This window comes from Vibrio sp. TRT 17S01, assembly GCF_050113695.1.
Taxonomy (GTDB): domain Bacteria; phylum Pseudomonadota; class Gammaproteobacteria; order Enterobacterales; family Vibrionaceae; genus Vibrio.
In genome coordinates this window covers 363,540-382,719 of the sequence record NZ_JBNJOG010000002.1, presented here as the reverse complement: position 1 = coordinate 382,719, position 19,180 = coordinate 363,540, and the positions used below count along the sequence as shown (strand labels likewise).

Annotated in this window: 15 protein-coding genes; 14 read left to right on the top strand and 1 reads right to left on the bottom strand. The window is 44.2% G+C overall.

The annotated features are described in order from the left end of the window. The first annotated feature begins 1 nt into the window (after position 1). From ftsL to lpxC, 13 genes are all read left to right on the top strand, one after another. Positions 2 to 319 (top strand): cell division protein FtsL, encoded by a 318-nt coding sequence (ftsL, locus tag ACQEXS_RS04970; protein ID WP_427009896.1) that lies wholly within the window; start codon positions 2 to 4, stop codon positions 317 to 319. Then, a complete protein-coding gene (locus ACQEXS_RS04965; RefSeq protein ID WP_427013026.1) occupies positions 316 to 2,049 on the top strand; it encodes a penicillin-binding transpeptidase domain-containing protein in 1,734 nt (577 codons plus the stop codon). The genes ftsL and ACQEXS_RS04965 overlap by 4 nt, the downstream gene beginning before the upstream one ends. 12 nt (positions 2,050 to 2,061) lie before the next feature. Continuing rightward, positions 2,062 to 3,540, top strand: a complete 1,479-nt coding sequence (gene murE, locus ACQEXS_RS04960; RefSeq protein WP_427013025.1) for a UDP-N-acetylmuramoyl-L-alanyl-D-glutamate--2,6-diaminopimelate ligase — start codon at positions 2,062 to 2,064, stop codon at positions 3,538 to 3,540. Then, positions 3,537 to 4,895: a UDP-N-acetylmuramoyl-tripeptide--D-alanyl-D-alanine ligase gene (locus ACQEXS_RS04955; RefSeq protein WP_427013024.1), complete on the top strand. Its 1,359-nt coding sequence runs from the start codon at positions 3,537 to 3,539 to the stop codon at positions 4,893 to 4,895. Before murE ends, ACQEXS_RS04955 begins: the two co-directional genes overlap by 4 nt. Beyond that, entirely contained in the window at positions 4,892 to 5,974 is a 1,083-nt protein-coding gene (mraY, locus tag ACQEXS_RS04950) for a phospho-N-acetylmuramoyl-pentapeptide-transferase (RefSeq protein WP_367987228.1), read from the top strand. Before ACQEXS_RS04955 ends, mraY begins: the two co-directional genes overlap by 4 nt. Positions 5,975 to 5,992: 18 nt before the next feature. After that, positions 5,993 to 7,309 (top strand): UDP-N-acetylmuramoyl-L-alanine--D-glutamate ligase, encoded by a 1,317-nt coding sequence (gene murD, locus ACQEXS_RS04945; protein ID WP_427013023.1) that lies wholly within the window; start codon positions 5,993 to 5,995, stop codon positions 7,307 to 7,309. Between the two features lie 19 nt (positions 7,310 to 7,328). Further along, a complete protein-coding gene (gene ftsW / locus ACQEXS_RS04940) occupies positions 7,329 to 8,528 on the top strand; it encodes a cell division protein FtsW (protein WP_367987226.1) in 1,200 nt (399 codons plus the stop codon). Positions 8,529 to 8,535: 7 nt separating this feature from the next. Then, the gene (murG, locus tag ACQEXS_RS04935; RefSeq protein ID WP_427013108.1) at positions 8,536 to 9,576 is read left to right on the top strand and encodes an undecaprenyldiphospho-muramoylpentapeptide beta-N-acetylglucosaminyltransferase; all 1,041 of its coding nucleotides are present in this window, start codon (positions 8,536 to 8,538) and stop codon (positions 9,574 to 9,576) included. A gap of 11 nt (positions 9,577 to 9,587) precedes the next feature. Further along, entirely contained in the window at positions 9,588 to 11,048 is a 1,461-nt protein-coding gene (gene murC / locus ACQEXS_RS04930) for a UDP-N-acetylmuramate--L-alanine ligase (RefSeq protein ID WP_367987225.1), read from the top strand. 182 nt (positions 11,049 to 11,230) lie between these two features. Further along, positions 11,231 to 12,013 (top strand): cell division protein FtsQ/DivIB, encoded by a 783-nt coding sequence (locus ACQEXS_RS04925; RefSeq protein ID WP_367987224.1) that lies wholly within the window; start codon positions 11,231 to 11,233, stop codon positions 12,011 to 12,013. Beyond that, on the top strand, positions 12,006 to 13,268 hold the full coding sequence (gene ftsA / locus ACQEXS_RS04920; protein WP_367987223.1) for a cell division protein FtsA: 1,263 nt from the start codon (positions 12,006 to 12,008) through the stop codon (positions 13,266 to 13,268). The genes ACQEXS_RS04925 and ftsA overlap by 8 nt, the downstream gene beginning before the upstream one ends. Positions 13,269 to 13,298: 30 nt before the next feature. After that, complete coding sequence (gene ftsZ, locus ACQEXS_RS04915) at positions 13,299 to 14,525, top strand: cell division protein FtsZ (protein ID WP_367987222.1); 1,227 nt, start codon at positions 13,299 to 13,301, stop codon at positions 14,523 to 14,525. 99 nt (positions 14,526 to 14,624) lie between these two features. Further along, entirely contained in the window at positions 14,625 to 15,542 is a 918-nt protein-coding gene (gene lpxC, locus ACQEXS_RS04910; RefSeq protein WP_427009901.1) for a UDP-3-O-acyl-N-acetylglucosamine deacetylase, read from the top strand. Between the two features lie 43 nt (positions 15,543 to 15,585). Here lpxC and ACQEXS_RS04905 read toward each other — a convergent pair whose 3' ends face one another. Continuing rightward, positions 15,586 to 16,050 carry a DUF721 domain-containing protein gene (locus ACQEXS_RS04905; protein ID WP_427013107.1) on the bottom strand — a complete coding sequence of 155 codons (465 nt, stop codon included), beginning with the start codon at positions 16,048 to 16,050 and terminating at the stop codon, positions 15,586 to 15,588. A 317-nt stretch (positions 16,051 to 16,367) separates the two neighbouring features. Here ACQEXS_RS04905 and secA point away from each other — a divergent pair, with 317 nt between their 5' ends. After that, entirely contained in the window at positions 16,368 to 19,094 is a 2,727-nt protein-coding gene (gene secA, locus ACQEXS_RS04900; protein WP_427013022.1) for a preprotein translocase subunit SecA, read from the top strand. Positions 19,095 to 19,180 lie beyond the last annotated feature (86 nt).

The following is a 19,180-nucleotide window of genomic DNA, read 5'->3' as shown; positions in this document are numbered from 1 at the left end:
TATGAGTGAGCAGACGCCTAATTTAGCTAAGTTAGTGGCACGGGATCTGATATCGACAGGTCGCGTCCCCCTTATTTTATTGGTATTAATTTTTGCTACCGCAATGGGGGTTGTATTTACAACCCACCATTCTAGACAAGCTATCTCTGAAAAAGATCAGGCTTTGATAGAGCGCGAGCGTTTAGATAATGAGTGGCGAAATCTATTGTTAGAAGAGACGGCTCTTGCAGAACATAGCCGTGTACAAGCCGTCGCCAAGCAAGATCTTGAAATGAAGCGTCCTGACTCAGATAAAGAAGTTGTTATAAACCTGCAATGAGCTCAAAAAAAGTTACTCCGAAAAAAGCAACACCTAAGCCAGAAGCAACGTCTCCTGTTGTTATAAACTGGCGTATTTATGTCGTCCTGTCTTTTGTCTTCTGCGCCTTTGCATTGTTAGTTGGGCGCATTGCCTACATACAAATCATCGAACCAGATAACCTCATTCGACAAGGTGATATGCGTTCGGTCCGTGCCAAAACATTACATTCAGCTCGCGGTATTATCTCTGATCGAAATGATGAGCCTTTGGCGGTTAGTGTTCCAGTTCAAGCCGTATGGGCAGACCCTGCGACCATCTTTAAGCAAGGTGGCTTAGGTGATCGAGATCGTTGGTATGCACTCGCTGACGTTTTAGGCCTTAAACGCCAAAGCTTGATCAATAAAATTGAAAGAAATAAAACACGTCGATTTATTTACTTGCAGCGCCAAGTCAGTCCAGCGATGGCAAATTATATTCGAGAGTTAAAACTCGCGGGCATAGGCCTCAAAGCGGAATCTCGTCGTTACTATCCAGCCGGTGAAGTTAGTGCCCACTTAGTAGGGGTGACAGGTATTGATGGACATGGCCTTGAAGGGGTTGAGCGTAGTTATGATAAATGGCTAACTGGTGAGGCGGGTAAGCGGATCATCCGAAAAGACCGTTACGGCCGAGTGGTTGAGAATATTTCGCTTGAAGAGCGAGAAGAAGGAAAACCACTGCAACTGACGATCGATCAGCGCTTACAAGCCATTGCTTTTAGAGCTATTAAGCAAGCTGTTGCCGATTACCGTGCAACATCGGGCTCAGCTGTTATTCTGGATGTAAAAACTGGAGCCGTTCTTGCGATGGTCAATGCGCCATCTTACAACCCTAATAATCGCTCTGATCTACAATCGGCAAAAATGCGCAACCGTGTTATTACTGATGCCTTAGAGCCGGGTTCTACCGTCAAACCGTTTGTTGTATTAGCAGCACTTGAAAATGGTGTAGCTGATGAAAATACCATTATTGATACTGGCAATGGCATCATGCAAATTGGTGGTAGCCGCGTTCGAGATACCTCAAGAGCGGGCAAAGCAAGCCTTGCTAAAATCCTACAAAAATCCAGTAATATTGGTGTGGCGAAACTAGCACTCAGCATGCCATTAGAAGCGTTGCTTGGGATGTATAGCTCTGTTGGTCTTGGGGAGATCTCTGGCTTGAACCTGATTGGTGAAACTGCGGGTATTTTCCCGAACCGCCGCCGTTGGTCTAAATTTGAAATTGCTACCTTAGCCTTTGGCTACGGCATTTCTATAACACCTCTTCAACTTGCTCATGCATATGCAACTTTGGGCAATTATGGTAAATATCAGCCAATCCACATCATAGATAACAATCAGCAAGATTTATCTCGACAGGTTATTGATAAAGATAATGCCCGCAAAGTCTTAAACATGCTTGAAACGGTAACTCAGCCTGGTGGTACAGCCACCAAAGCCGCAGTACCGGGTTATCGTATTGCCGCCAAAACAGGTACGTCGAGAAAGGCGAGTGCAGGTGGTTATAGTGATGAATATGTGGCGGTTACAGCTGGCTTGGCACCGGTTAGCGATCCACGAGTTGCACTGGTTGTGATTGTGAATGAGCCACAGGGTGATCTCTATTACGGTGGTTCGGTAGCGGGACCGGTATTTGCTGAGATAATGAAGGGGACATTGCAAATTTTAAATATTGCCCCGGATGAAAATCGATTTAAAGAAGAATAAGCGAGAACATTGATGTTCAAGGAATTGACACTGGCTTCACTGCTTTCAACATGGGTTGATGTCAGTAAACAGCCATACGCTGATTTAATCATTACCCATCTTGAATTAGATAGTCGAAAGATCACGCAAGGGGATACATTTGTAGCCGTCAAAGGCCACGTTGTTGATGGTCGAAATTATATCGATGCTGCTATCTCTGCTGGGGCAAATGCCGTGATTGCTGAGGCCTGCGAGTTGCAGCCGCACGGCCATATTACGGAGTTACATGGCACCCCAGTTATCTATATTCAAGAACTGAACACGCTTCTTTCAACCCTTGCCGCTAAGCGTTATCCGCTCATATCCAATCAACTTATCGGCGTGACAGGGACAAATGGTAAAACCACCATCACTCAACTTATTGCTCAATGGCTTGAGTTGCTTCACCGCCGTGCGGCAGTAATGGGGACAACTGGAAACGGTTTTCTCAACGAGCTAAAACCTGCGGCTAATACGACAGGTAATGCTGTTGAAGTCATGCACACACTTCACGAGCTTGAAAAGCAAGGGGCTCAATACACGGCATTAGAGGTTTCTTCTCATGGCTTAGTTCAAGGTCGTGTAAAAGCCGTACCGTTTAAAGTCGGAGTCTTTACTAATTTAAGCCGAGATCATTTGGATTACCATGGCACCATGGAAGATTATGCTGATGCCAAGTTTCTATTGTTTAGTGAACATCATTGTCAGCACGCAGTGATCAACATTGATGACTCGATTGGTGCTAGTTGGGCTGAAAAGCTGCCAAACGTGACGGCCGTTTCTCTCACTCCTAAAGAAACAGGAATTTGGGCAACTCAAGTGCATTATAGTGATGCTGGGATTGATCTTTGTTTTGACGGCCTCTGTGGTCAAGGACAAATGCAAGTACCGCTTATTGGTGAGTTTAATGCCTGTAATGTATTGCTTGCCTTCGCAACACTACTTCAGCTTGGTTTTAGCAAACAAGCTCTGACGGAGAGCGCCCCATATCTAAAACCTGTTTTGGGACGCATGGAGCTTTTCCAAGCAAAAGAGAAAGCCAAAGTTGTTGTTGATTATGCTCATACCCCGGACGCATTAGAAAAAGCGTTGATGGCGTTGCGCGTGCATTGCCAAGGAAAGCTTTGGACTATCTTTGGTTGTGGTGGTGATCGTGATACCGGTAAGCGGCCTATGATGGCGGAAATTGCAGAACGTCTCGGTGATGAAGTGATTCTCACGGATGACAACCCTCGCAGTGAATCTCCACAAGCCATTATTCAAGATATGCTTTCAGGGTTGCGTGAGCCAGAGCGAGCAACCGTCGAGCATTGTCGCTATGACGCATTACGCTTCGCGTTAGCACATGCGAGTGCTGAAGACATTATCTTGTTAGCTGGAAAAGGGCACGAGGATTATCAAGTTATGGCGCATGAAACGATCCACTATTCAGATCGTGAATCGGCACAACAACTGTTGGAGTTAGGTCAATGATTTCTCTTCAATTAAGCGAAATTGCAAAGGTCGTGGATGGTGAGCTTGTTGGTGATGACCAGAAGATCATTGCTGTTTCAACAGACACGCGCACAATTACCGCTGGCGCATTATTTGTTGCTCTGAAAGGTGAACGCTTTGATGCGCATGATTTTGCCGTTCAAGCCGTTGAAGCACATGCAAGTGCCTTGTTAGTGGAAAGAGCTTTACCCTTCACAACATCGCAGGTTGTCGTGGCAGATAGCAAGTTGGCATTAGGGCAGTTAGCTGCATACGTACATAGCCAATGCAATACGCCAACCGTTGCGATAACAGGCAGTTGCGGTAAAACAACAGTAAAAGAAATGGTTGCTAGTATTATGGCGGCAAAAGGCCAAGTTCTTTTTACTGCTGGAAATTTCAATAATGATATTGGTGTGCCGTTAACACTTTTACGTTCTGCTCCTGAAGATGAATATGCAGTTATTGAACTAGGGGCAAACCACATCGGAGAAATTGCTTACACCACTCAATTGGTGAAACCGGATGTCGCATTGGTCAATAATGTGGCGGCAGCACATTTGGAAGGATTTGGGTCAATCGATGGCGTTAAGCAAGCAAAAGGTGAAATCTACCAAGGTTTGAAAGCTGGCGCAGTGGCGATCGTCAATTTAGATAGTCAAGGCGGTGAACACTGGTGTTCTGTGTTGGCGGATAAGACAGTTAAAACCTTTTCTTCAACCAATAATACAGCGGATTTTTACGCTAGCCACATTGTGTTAAATGAGATTGGAGAGGCCAATTTCACGATGCATACTCCTGAGGGGGATACCAATATTCAGCTCAGTATTGTTGGTCAGCATAATGTTGCTAATGCCTTAGCAGCCGCGGCTCTTGCTCTTGAGTTGGGAGCGACGCTTCCTATGATCCAACATGGCCTTGCGAATCTTGTGAAAGTGAAAGGTCGAGTGGAAGTTGAACAGCTTAAGTCGAATATTAAACTGATTGATGATAGCTATAACGCGAGCGTTCCTGCTATGAAGGCCGCAGTTGATCTACTCGCGGGTTTTAAAGGCTCTCGCTGGCTTATTCTCGGAAATATGGCAGAGTTGGGTGAGGAAAGTCTTGCACTTCACCGTCAAGTCGGAGAACATGCAGCCCCATTTAATTTTGAGTATGTCTTGACCTTCGGCGAGGATGCGAAAGCAATTAGCACGGAATGTCACGGCATGCATTTTTCTACTCACGACAGCATGATTGATTATATAAAGCAGCAGTTAAAACCGGGGATTGAGCCCAATACTTTATTAGTGAAAGGTGCAAATAGTGCCGGTATGAGTAAAGTTGCTGCTGCTTTGAAGGAGATGTATTCATGATCATTTGGCTTGCAGAGCTGCTACAGCCATACTTTTCTTTTTTTCGCTTATTCGAATACTTGTCTTTTCGAGCGATAGTCAGTGTCTTGACGGCTTTGGGACTTTCTCTTTGGATGGGGCCTCGTCTAATAAAGCGTCTGCAAATGCTACAAATCGGTCAGGTTGTACGTAACGAAGGCCCTGAATCGCATTTTAGCAAACGAGGCACACCGACGATGGGAGGGATCATGATCCTCGCATCGATCATTATTACCATCTTGCTTTGGACAGATTTATCCAACCCTTATGTGTGGGCTGTTCTGTTTGTCCTCACTGGTTACGGTGCCGTTGGGTTTGTAGACGACTACCGTAAAGTCGTGCGTAAAAACACAGATGGCTTGATTGCTCGATGGAAATATTTTTGGCAGTCAGCGATCGCACTCGTTGTAGCCTTTGCTTTGTACGCGCATGGTAAAGATACATCTGCAACACAGTTAGTGGTTCCATTCTTTAAAGAAGTGATGCCTCAACTTGGATTGATGTATATCGTTCTGACTTACTTTGTGATCGTCGGTACCAGTAACGCAGTTAACCTTACGGATGGTCTTGATGGGCTGGCGATTATGCCAACAGTGCTGGTTTCTGCAGGTTTTGCAGGAATCGCATGGGCAACGGGTAACGTGAACTTCGCGGAATATTTGCATATTCCTTATGTGCCTTATGCTTCAGAGCTGGTGGTGGTGTGTACCGCTATTGTGGGGGCTGGACTTGGCTTCCTTTGGTTTAATACATACCCAGCGCAAGTTTTCATGGGGGATGTCGGCTCACTTGCCCTTGGTGGTGCACTAGGTACCATTGCAGTGCTTGTTCGTCAGGAGTTTGTTTTGGTGATCATGGGCGGTGTATTTGTAATGGAAACCTTATCGGTTATTTTACAAGTCGGCTCATATAAGCTGCGCGGTCAACGAATTTTCCGTATGGCACCTATCCACCACCACTATGAATTAAAAGGTTGGCCTGAACCACGTGTTATCGTTCGATTCTGGATCATATCAATCGTTTTGGTATTGGTTGGCTTAGCTACCTTAAAAGTTCGCTAAGGTAAAGAGATAACAGGCATGGAACATTGGCGTAATATAAATAAGGTTGTTGTTGTAGGGCTCGGTATTACCGGGCTCTCTGTCGTTAAGCATTTAACAAAATTACCGCACAGTTTATCAATTAAAGTAATTGATACTCGCCCGCAGCCGCCAGGCGCAGAACAATTGCCGACCGAGGTAGAACTACACAGCGGTGGGTGGAATCAGGAATGGTTGCAACAAGCTGATCTAATTGTTGCGAACCCCGGTATTGCTCTAGCTACTCCTGAGATTCAATGTGCTATCCAAGCTGGTATTCCAGTGATTGGAGATATTGAGCTTTTTGCATGGGCTGTTAATAAACCTGTTATTGCGATTACTGGTTCGAATGGAAAGAGTACGGTGACGGACCTGACCGGAGTCGTGGCCAAAGCGGCTGGTTTGAGCGTTGGTGTTGGTGGGAATATTGGTGTTCCTGCATTGGATTTACTGGAGCAATCAGCCGATCTGTATGTGCTTGAGTTATCTAGTTTTCAGCTTGAAACAACGTCGAGCCTGAAATTGAAAGCAGCCGCTTTTCTTAATCTTTCAGAAGATCATATGGACCGATATGATGGCATGGAAGACTACCGTCAAGCCAAATTAAGAATTTTTGAACATGCTGAGTGCTGCATCGTTAACCAGGCCGATCAAGCAACTTATCCTGATGATAAAAGGACGGTGATTTCGTTTGGTTTAACCACGAGCGCTGACTTTGGGGTTAAGGAAATTGAAGGTGTGGAATATCTTTGCGATCATGACTCGCCTGTCCTTACCTCGGACGCTTTGAGTCTTGTTGGGCGCCACAATGTCGCTAATGTTTTGGTTGTGTTAGCGCTACTTCGTCAAGCTGGTGTGGATTATCGCAAAGGTTTGGATGCATTGAAATCTTACAACGGTTTGACACATCGTTGCCAAGTGGTTGCGGATAATCGCGGTATAAAATGGGTAAATGATTCTAAAGCGACGAATGTAGCAAGTACATTGGCAGCACTTTCTGGCTTGCGTTGTTCCGGCAAGTTGTATTTGTTGGTTGGTGGTGATGGTAAAGGTGCAGATTTTTCTGAGCTTGCTCCTGTGTTAGCTGAGTTAGATGTAGAACTTTGCTGTTTTGGTCGTGATGGTGAGCGTTTTATGCCTTTGCATTCATCTGCGAAGCAATTTGAAACGATGGAACAAGTCATCAAGGCCATTTCATCGGAGCTAAAGCCTAGTGATATTGTGATGCTTTCGCCAGCATGCGCTAGCTTCGATCAGTTTGCCAACTTTATGGCTCGAGGGGATGCATTTACCCAACTGGCCCAACACTATGCGTAACCGATAAGAATACAGAAATATGCAGATTCACAACTCCATCTCTGGTGTAAAAGGATGGTTTACACGCCCAGCTCCTCAAGCATTATTTGATCGCCAGTTAGTCTGGATATCACTTGGTTTGATGCTAACTGGTCTCGTCATGGTGACATCTGCTTCATTTCCTATTAGTTCACGTTTGACGGATCAACCATTTCACTTCATGTTCCGCCACGCTATCTTTTTAGTTTTAGCAATTTCTACGTCAGCCATCATCATGCAGGTGCCAATGAAACGCTGGATGCAATACAGTTCAGCACTGCTTGTTGTGTCTGTTGGGCTTTTGGTTGTCGTACTTGTTGCGGGTAAATCTGTTAACGGTGCATCACGTTGGATCCCACTTGGCTTATTCAACCTGCAACCAGCAGAGGTCGCTAAGCTTTCATTATTTATTTTTATGTCGGGTTATTTAGTACGTAAAAATGATGAAGTTCGTGCTACCTTTTTTGGTGGTTTCATTAAACCCATCATGGTATTCGGTACACTAGCCAGCTTACTTTTGCTTCAGCCGGATTTAGGCACAGTGATCGTAATGCTTGTTACCCTGTTTGGAATGCTGTTCATTGCAGGGGCAAAGCTCACTCAGTTTCTTGCTTTAATGGTGGTCGGTATTGCAGCTGTTGTTGGCCTTATCTTAATTGAGCCCTATCGGATGCGCCGAGTCACTTCATTTTTGGACCCATGGGAAGATCCATTTGGCAGCGGCTACCAGTTAACACAATCATTAATGGCTTTTGGTCGTGGGGAATGGTTAGGCCAAGGTTTAGGTAACTCCGTTCAAAAATTGGAATATCTGCCTGAAGCGCATACCGACTTCGTCTTTGCTGTACTAGCTGAAGAGCTGGGTTTTATTGGTGTTGTACTGGTCCTTATTTTAATTTTCAGCCTAGTGCTAAAGGCGATTGCAATTGGCCGAAAGGCTTTTGAGCATCAACAGCTTTTTGGGGGCTACCTAGCGTTTGGTATTGGTATTTGGTTTGCCTTCCAAACCTTAGTCAATGTGGGGGCGGCAGCCGGTATCGTACCTACAAAAGGCTTAACATTGCCTTTGATCAGTTATGGTGGCTCGAGCTTAATTATTATGTCGGTTGCTGTTTCGATATTACTGAGAATCGATCATGAGTGCCGTATAGCCGACTCTAAGAAAGAATTACAAACTATAGATACAGATGACAAACAGTAAAAAATTAATGGTAATGGCTGGTGGTACGGGAGGACATGTTTTTCCTGGCTTAGCTGTAGCCAAAAAGTTACAAAAACAAGGGTGGCAGATTCGCTGGCTGGGTACAGCGGATCGTATGGAAGCTCAACTCGTCCCTCAACATGGTATTGACATAGATTTCATCCAAGTCAAAGGCCTACGAGGAATGGGGATGATCAGACTTTTAAAAGCACCGTTTCAGATCATCAACGCGGTATTGCAGGCCCGTAAACATCTTAAAAACTATCAGCCCGATGCAGTGTTAGGTATGGGGGGATACGTCAGTGGTCCCGGGGGAATTGCTGCTTGGACCTTAGGTATTCCGGTTGTACTGCATGAACAAAACGCGGTTGCTGGCCTCACAAATCAGTGGTTAGCGAAAATTGCTAAGCGTGTTTTTCAAGCGTTTCCTGGGGCGTTTACTGATGCAGAGGTCGTCGGTAACCCAGTAAGAGAAGATGTCGTTGCTATATCTGACCCAACGGTTCGTATGTCTGACAGAAATGGGGCGATTCGCATTTTGGTGATGGGAGGGAGCCAAGGCGCTCAAATCCTTAACCGAACGCTGCCAGAAGTTGCTGCATTACTTGGTGAAAACTATCAAATTCGTCACCAAGCAGGAAAAAATAACCAAAATGAAGTCGAGCAGGCTTACCATAGTGCTGGTTTTGAGCATGTAGAGGTAACAGAGTTCATTAATGATGTAGCAGAAGCCTATCAGTGGGCTGATCTATTGGTTTGTCGCTCGGGGGCGCTAACCGTATCGGAAACGTCGGCAGCTGGAGTTGGTTCCATTTTTATTCCATTCATGCACAAAGATAGGCAGCAAGCACTAAATGCTGATCACCTAGTAGAATGTGGCGCCGCAAAAATGATAGAGCAACCAGAGCTAACGGTCGACAAACTGGCCAATCAAATTAAGAACCTTACACGTGACGAATTGCTAGAGATGGCAATTAAAGCTCGAGCTGCTGCAAAACTGAACGCTGACGACGTCGTGGCTGACGCCATCGTAGCGCTGACCAAATAACGAGAAATTTTATGACTGTTCAACATACTCAAAATCTTGCTCAAATTCGCGCGATGGTGCCAGAAATGCGTCGTGTTAAATGCATTCACTTTATTGGCATCGGCGGTGCTGGTATGAGTGGTATTGCCGAGGTTTTATTAAATGAAGGATATCAGATCACAGGTTCTGATATCGCGGAAAATGCTGTAACAGAGCGTTTAGTCAGCAAAGGTGCACAAGTTTTCATTGGTCATCAGGCTGAAAATGTTGAACGTGCGAGCGTTGTTGTTGTTTCTACTGCTATTAATGAAGAGAACCCGGAAATTATGGCAGCGCGAGAAGCGCGTATTCCCGTTGTGCGCCGAGCTGAGATGTTAGCAGAGTTGATGCGTTTCCGTCATGGTATTGCCGTTGCAGGTACACATGGCAAAACAACTACAACAGCGTTAGTGACTCAGATTTACTCTGAAGCAGGATTAGATCCTACCTTTGTTAATGGTGGTTTAGTTAAAAGTGCGGGCACCAATGCTCGTTTAGGCTCTAGCCGCATTTTGATTGCGGAAGCCGATGAGAGTGATGCGTCATTCTTACATTTACAACCTATGGTCAGCATCGTAACGAATATCGAAGCCGATCATATGGATACTTATGGCGGTGATTTTGAAACGTTAAAACAAACGTTTGTTGATTTTCTACATAACTTGCCTTTCTACGGTCAGGCGATTGTTTGTATTGATGATGAGGTTGTTCGTAATCTAATCCCACGTATTAGTCGTCAAGTCATTACCTACGGTTTCTCCGATGATGCAGATGTTCGTATCGAGAATTATCGTCAAGAGGGTCAGCAAGGTAAGTTTACAGTTGTCCGTGAAGGTAAAGCGAATTTAGATATTACGCTTAACATACCTGGTCGCCATAATGCATTGAATGCCTCTGCAGCAATTGCTGTCGCGACTGAGGATGATATTAGTGATGAAGCTATCCTTGCAGCAATGGCAGGAACTCAGGGAACTGGACGCCGATTTGACCATTTAGGTGAATTTGAAACTGGTCGTGGCCAAGCCATGTTAGTGGATGATTATGGTCATCATCCTACAGAGGTGGATGTGACAATTCACGCTGCCAGAAGTGGTTGGGAAGATAAACGCTTAGTTATGATCTTCCAGCCTCATCGATACAGTCGAACGCGTGATTTGTACGATGATTTTGCCAATGTACTTGAGCAAGTCGATGTACTTATCATGCTTGATGTTTACGCTGCTGGTGAGGCACCTATTGCCGGAGCTGATGGGCGAGCGTTATGTCGGACTATTCGCAGTAGAGGAAAGCTAGATCCAATTTTTGTACCAGACAGCAAGTCGCTTCCTGCAGTTCTAGCAAATGTTTTACAAGATGGTGACTTAGTGCTAACCCAAGGAGCAGGGGATGTTGGCAAAGTAGCGAAGCAGCTTGCCGCATTCGAATTGAACATCGATGCCATGCTAGATGCATAACGCAAGTGTGAGAACTCTGATTTTTGACTAATTTATTGTGTTTAAATGATGATTTCTCACTTTCAATGTTTGATACTTTCCTTGACCCCAGTATAATCCGAAGGTTGAAATAAGTGCATTTGCCTCTATTAAGAAAAGAAATAGGGATGAGAATTGCGAGCAATTAGCAAGGACAACGGACTTTGATTCAATCTGTACTTAATGAAAGCCGTCGTTTACGCAATACACCACTAGTAAAGCAACATGCTGTTGGCGGAAGCTTTTTACTGGTGGTTTTATTGTTGGTTGGCTCCATTCTTTACTCAACACTATCGTGGATGTGGGATGATCAGCGTCTCCCTTTATCTAAGATAGTGCTTCAGGGGAATTTGGAATATGTAACTGCGTTAGATGTCCAGCGGGCATTTGCACGGTTAGAACACGTTGGCACCTTTATGTCTCAAGATATTAATGTGCTTCAAACAACGGTTCAGTCCATTCCTTGGGTCGCCCATGCTTCTATTCGAAAACAGTGGCCAGATACAATTAAAATCTTTCTTACCGAGTACCACGCCGAAGCAATTTGGAACGGTAACTCGATGTTAAACGAGAAAGGCGTTGTATTTGATGGTGACATTGGCCAACTAGAGGGAGACAGGGTTAAACTGTATGGCCCTGAAGGTACAAGTCATAACGTGATGACGGTATGGCGAGAACTCATACCTAAATTTGGCGCACTGAATCTTAAAATTACGTCGTTGGTTTTAAACGAGCGGCGAGCTTGGCAAATTATATTAGATAACGGTATTCGTCTTGAATTAGGCAAAGAGTCTCTAGATGAAAGAATCGAACGATTTGTCGAGCTATATAGAAAACTAGGTAGTGATACTGAAAAGATAAGCTACATAGACCTCAGATATGATACAGGGGCGGCAGTAGGCTGGTTCCCTAAAGAAGAATTAGAACAAGAGAAATCAGATGACTAAGACCGCAGATGACAACATTATTGTTGGTCTTGATATAGGCACTGCCACCGTATCTGCTCTGGTAGGTGAAGTCCTACCAGATGGTCAAATTAATATTATTGGTGCTGGTACGAGCCCATCTCGAGGCATGGATAAAGGTGGCGTAAATGACCTAGAATCGGTTGTAAAATCGGTTCAACGTGCCGTTGATCAAGCGGAGCTAATGGCTGAGTGCCGTATTAGTAACGTATTTCTTTCATTATCCGGTCGCCATATTGCGAGCCGCATAGAGAAAGGTATGGGAACTGTCTCTGATGAGGAAGTGTCTCAGGATGATATGGATCGTGCAATTCACACCGCAAAATCTATCAAAATTGGTGATGAACAGCGCATTCTGCACGTAATTCCTCAGGAATTTACCATTGACTACCAAGAAGGGATTAAAAATCCGCTAGGTTTATCAGGAGTACGCATGGAAGTCAGCGTACACCTCATTTCTTGTCATAATGATATGGCAAGAAACATTATTAAGGCTGTAGAGCGCTGCGGCCTTAAAGTAGAACAACTTGTTTATTCTGGGTTAGCTGCAAGTAATGCAGTGATAACAGAGGATGAACGTGAGTTAGGCGTTTGTGTTGTAGATATCGGTGCAGGTACCATGGATGTAGCGATTTGGACTGGTGGAGCTCTACGTCACACAGAAGTTTTTTCATACGCCGGAAACGCCGTTACCAGTGACATTGCCTTCGCTTTTGGTACACCAGTAAGTGATGCTGAAGAAATTAAAGTGAAGTACGGATGTGCACTGAGTGAATTGGTGAGCAAGGATGATACGGTTAATGTACCTAGTGTTGGTGGAAGACCATCACGAAGTTTACAACGTCAGACACTATCAGAAGTGATCGAGCCACGTTACACTGAACTTATGGGACTTGTTAACCAAACTATCGATTCTGTTCAAGAAAAGTTGCGGGAAGATGGAATCAAACATCACCTTGCAGCAGGGGTTGTACTCACAGGTGGTGCGTCTCAAATTGAAGGGTTGGTAGAATGTGCGGAACGTGTTTTCCGCAACCAGGTTAGAGTTGGTAAACCTTTAGAGGTAAGCGGCTTAACCGATTATGTTAAAGAGCCGTATCATTCTACGGCAGTTGGTTTGCTTCATTACGCAAAAGACAGTCAAGTTAATGACGATACCGAATATAACGAACCAAAGCGTCAGTCTATGTCGAGTTTTTTTGGTCGTTTGCGTAACTGGATTCAAAAAGAGTTTTAACCTGAGCAGCAGGAAAAACGGAGATAACACATGTTTGAACCGATGATGGAAATGTCTGACGATGCGGTAATTAAAGTCGTTGGAGTTGGTGGCGGTGGTGGTAACGCCGTTGAGCACATGGTACGTGAATCCATTGAAGGCGTGGAGTTCATCAGCATTAATACTGATGCACAAGCACTTCGTAAGACTAGCGTTAACACAGTTATTCAAATTGGTGGCGATATCACCAAAGGTTTGGGTGCAGGTGCAAACCCACAAGTTGGCCGTGATGCTGCTCTAGAAGATAGAGATAGAATTAAAGAAGTTCTAACTGGTGCCGATATGGTATTTATCGCAGCTGGTATGGGCGGTGGTACTGGTACTGGAGCTGCTCCTGTTATTGCAGAAGTTGCTAAAGAACTTGGTGTCTTGACGGTGGCTGTTGTGACTAAGCCATTTAGCTTTGAAGGTAAAAAGCGTTTAGCTTTTGCTGAACAAGGAATTGAAGAGCTGTCTAAACATGTAGATTCTCTAATTACTATTCCTAACGAAAAGCTTTTGAAGGTGCTAGGTCGCGGAATTACCTTACTAGAAGCTTTTGCTAGCGCGAATGACGTACTTAAAAATGCAGTGCAAGGTATTGCAGAGCTAATCACACGCCCTGGCATGATCAACGTTGACTTTGCTGACGTAAGAACAGTGATGTCAGAAATGGGTCATGCGATGATGGGAAGTGGGGTTGCTAAAGGTGAAGACCGTGCGGAAGAAGCTGCTGAAATGGCAATTTCTAGTCCACTTCTAGAAGATATCGATCTTGCAGGAGCTCGTGGTGTTCTTGTGAATATTACAGCTGGTCTAGATATGCGCTTAGATGAGTTTGAAACTGTAGGTAATACGGTGAAAGCATTCGCATCTGACAATGCTACAGTGGTTATCGGTACTTCTCTCGATCCTGATATGGCGGATGAAATCCGCGTAACAGTTGTTGCTACAGGCATTGGTAATGAGCGTAAACCAGATATTACTTTGGTGGCGGGCGGAAAAGCAAAAGTAGCACCAGCTGCTCAGCCTGCACAAACGCAAACACCGATTCCGCAAGCTGCACAAGTAAAAGTGGAAGAGAAACCGGCACAACCTTTGCAGGAAAAACCACAAGTGACGACGCAACCTTCTTCTCCGGCTACAGGTACAGCGACTAATCAAAATGCTGCACCGAAGCAAGAAAAAGAGAGCGGTTATTTGGATATTCCCGCATTTTTACGTCGTCAAGCAGACTGATATTTCGCCATAATTTGACACTGTTCAAAATTATGATACGATTCTCGGTCGGTAAGTATTACCGACCGTAATTTGTAGCGTTTACAAAGAGGCAAGTAGATGATCAGACAACGTACTCTGAAAGAAATAGTGAAAACGACTGGTGTGGGACTCCACTCTGGGCGTAAAGTGACACTAACTCTTCGCCCTGCTGCTGCAAACACCGGTATCGTTTATCGTCGTACCGACGTAAATCCGCCAGTCGATTTTCCGGCAGACCCTCAATCTGTTCGTGATACGATGCTTTGTACAGCACTCGTGAATGATGAAGGAATCCGCATCTCTACTGTAGAGCACTTAAATGCAGCTCTAGCCGGTATGGGTATCGACAATGCTGTGATTGAAGTAGATGCTCCAGAAATCCCAATCATGGATGGCAGTGCTAGTCCGTTTGTTTTCTTACTGCAACAAGCAGGTATTGAAGAGCAAAATGCAGCTAAGCGCTTTATTCGAATTAAAAAGCCAGTTCGTTTTGAAGATGGTGATAAATGGGCTGAGTTTGTGCCATTCAACGGTTTTAGAATGGATTTCGAAATTGAGTTTAATCACCCAGCGATTGATTGTGACGAACAACATTTGCGATTTGATTTCTCATCTCAAGGATTTATCAAAGATATCTCTCGAGCAAGAACGTTTGGCTTTATGCGTGATATCGAATATTTACAATCACAAAACCTATGTTTAGGTGGTAGCTTTGATTGTGCAATTGTTCTTGATGACTACCGAATTCTAAATGAAGAAGGCTTACGCTTTGAGAATGAGTTTGTGACTCATAAAGTGCTTGATGCCATCGGTGATTTATATATGTGTGGTCACCCAATTATCGGTGAATTCCGCGCATATAAATCGGGTCACGGCTTGAATAACCAATTACTTCGAGCGGTATTAGCAGATCAAGAAGCTTGGGAGTGGACGACGTTTGAAGAAGAAGCTGGTTCACCAGTTGCTTTTGCTGACCCAAGTATGGTGTTGTCATAACGATAAGTTTGATAAAGAAAACCAGGCGTATCGCCTGGTTTTTTTATTGATTTTTTTTCTTGGCCAAATCGGCCAATCTTTCAAGTCGCTTTTTTACCTGAGGTGAAGCGGAATCAGCAATTAAGCGTAAGTAGCCCGCCGCATTTTCTGAAATAGGTTCCCTAGACTTTGTTTTCTCTTTCTTGTTTGGATGTTGCTCTTGTTTGTAGAGTTCAGGGTTTATCCGGATATCGATTGCGATCAGTTTAGAAAATCCCTTCATTCTTAGCTGATTTAATAACTGCATTCTTTCATAATTAAGTTTCATTTTTAGTGCAGCACTAGCAACCTCAATAATGAGTTGCCCATCACGAATATTTGCCGCTCGGCAATGTTTCTCCGTCCCACGTGGCAATAATTCATTTAACAGTAGATTGATTGTTAGAATCTCTTCAGCATGCTGTTGCAGCTTGGCAAATTGAGAGCCTGAAACAATATCATTCCCTAAAGTTGGGCGGTGATCTCTCATATATGAACCCATCTTGAAACATACCCACATTGTAGTCCAAGTTATAGGCTCGTAATAGCGTTGTATTTGTATAAAATTGAGGCTAGAAGCGAGAAAAAAGTAAAAGTGGTTCAAACAAATACGTTTGCTATTGGTTGTTTGAAAGAAAATTCCTTAAACTAACGGCCACCTTTAAACATTTGCCCTTGAAAATAACAGTTTTCATCACAATATCTGTGGTAAGTGATTTATCTCAGTATTCTTAGTTTAAAACTGGTAGAGACTGAAGGCATAGAAGTAGATCGTAAGCGATCTGAGTAAAGAGAGATTCATAGCAAATGATAACTAAGCTACTGACAAAGGTAATTGGCAGTCGCAACGACCGAACATTGCGCCGTCTAAGAAAAATCGTTAAAGAAATTAATAATTATGAGCCGACGTTTGAAGCGTTGTCCGATGAAGAGTTAAAAGCGAAAACAGTTGAATTTCGTCAACGTTTAGAGCAAGGCGAATCACTAGATAAGCTACTTCCTGAAGCTTTTGCTACAGTACGTGAAGCCTCTAAGCGTGTGTATGGTATGCGCCATTTCGACGTTCAGCTTATTGGTGGTATGGTGCTAAATGCTGGCCAGATTGCCGAGATGCGTACTGGTGAAGGTAAAACGCTCACCGCGACATTGCCGGCATATCTGAATGCACTGCCAGGTAAAGGTGTGCACGTTGTTACTGTGAATGATTACTTAGCAAAGCGTGACGCCGAGACAAACCGCCCACTATTTGAATTCCTTGGAATGACGGTTGGCGTAAATGTGCCAAATATGCCGCCGGTAGAGAAGAAAGAAGCGTATCAAGCCGACATTTTGTACGGTACCAATAACGAATTTGGTTTCGATTATCTGCGTGACAACATGGCTTTCCGCGCTGAAGATCGTGTTCAACGCGAACGCTTCTTTGCTGTAGTCGATGAAGTGGACTCAATCTTAATCGATGAAGCGCGTACACCTCTTATTATTTCTGGTCCAGCAGAAGACAGTTCAGAACTTTATACGCGCATTAATACTTTAATTCCTCACCTTGAAAGACAAGATCAGGAAGATTCAGAAGAGTACCGTGGCGATGGTCACTACACTGTGGATGAGAAGTCGAAGCAAGTTCACTTAACTGAAACAGGTCAAGAATTTGTTGAAGAGCTGTTGATCAAAAATGGTCTGATGGAAGAGGGGGACACCCTATACTCACCAACGAATATCAGCTTATTACATCATGTGAATGCTGCTCTTCGTGCTCACGTTTTGTTTGAAAAGAACGTTGACTACATTGTTACCGAAGAAGGTGAAGTTGTCATCGTAGATGAACACACTGGTCGTACAATGCCTGGTCGTCGTTGGTCTGAAGGTCTTCATCAAGCCGTTGAAGCGAAAGAAGGCGTTAAGATCCAAAACGAAAACCAAACGCTTGCATCTATCACGTTCCAAAACTACTTCCGTCTCTACGAAAAACTGTCTGGTATGACAGGTACCGCAGACACTGAAGCATTTGAATTCCAGTCAATTTATGGTCTTGAGACGGTTGTTATTCCAACCAATAAACCAATGATCCGTAATGATATGCCAGATGTGGTTTACCGCACTGAAGCAGAGAAATTCAATGCGATTATTGAAGATATCAAAGAACGTGTCGAAAAAGGCCAACCATCGCTAGTCGGTACGGTTTCTATTGAGAAATCTGAACTACTATCGAATGCTTTGAAGAAAGCTAAGATTAAGCACAACGTTCTTAATGCTAAGTTCCACGAACGCGAAGCTGAAATTGTTGCTGAAGCAGGTACGCCAGGTGCTGTCACGATTGCAACCAACATGGCTGGTCGTGGTACCGATATTGTATTAGGCGGTAGCTGGCAAGCAAAAGTTGAAGCACTACAAGAGCCAACTCAAGAACAGATTGATGCCATAAAAGCTGAATGGAAAATTGTTCACGATAAGGTCCTTGAAGCTGGTGGTCTGCATATTATTGGTACAGAGCGTCATGAATCTCGTCGTATTGATAATCAGCTTCGTGGCCGTTCCGGTCGTCAAGGTGATGCGGGTTCATCTCGTTTCTATCTTTCAATGGAAGACTCACTACTACGTATCTTCACGTCAGATCGCATGGCAAGCTTGATTCAGAGCGGTATGGATGAAGGTGAAGCCATCGAGTCTAAGATGCTGTCACGCTCTATCGAAAAAGCCCAACGTAAAGTTGAAGGACGTAACTTTGATATCCGTAAGCAGTTGCTTGAATACGATGACGTAGCAAATGATCAACGTAAAGTAGTTTATGAACTACGTGATGAGCTCATGGTTGTTGATGATATTAGTGACATGATCGAGCAAAACCGTGAAGACGTTCTTTCGTCGATTATTGATGAATACATTCCACCACAATCTTTGGAAGAAATGTGGGACGTGGAAGGTCTACAGGATCGATTGAAGAATGACTTTGATCTTGAAGCTCCAGTGAAACAATGGCTTGAAGAAGATGACAAGCTATATGAAGAAGCGTTACGTGAGAAGATCATTAACCTAGCGGTTGAAGTGTATAAAACTAAGGAAGAAGTGGTTGGCGCGCAAGTGCTACGAAACTTTGAAAAGTCCGTTATGCTTCAAACACTAGATACATTGTGGAAAGAACACCTTGCTGCGATGGACCATCTTCGTCAAGGGATCCATCTACGTGGTTATGCTCAAAAGAACCCGAAACAAGAGTACAAGCGTGAGTCATTTGAACTATTTGAAGGCTTGTTAGAGTCATTGAAATTTGACGTTATCACTATCTTGTCGAAGGTTCGTGTTCAGCAGCAAGAAGAAGTAGAGCGAATGGAAGAACAGCGTCGAGCTCAGGCTGAAGAAGCTGCTCGTCGTGCGAAAGCTCAACACGCTTCTGCTGAAAACCAATTGGCTGATGGTGAATCAGAAGATACCGCTCATCAACCAATGGTTCGTGAAGAACGAAAAGTAGGCCGCAATGAACCATGCCCATGTGGTAGTGGTAAGAAATACAAACAATGTCATGGTCAGATTAACTAGCACACGATAGCAACGTGTTTGTTAACCGTTGTTGCGGTGTATTACAACGAAGAGTCGCTTAGGCGACTCTTTTTTTAAGTCAAATT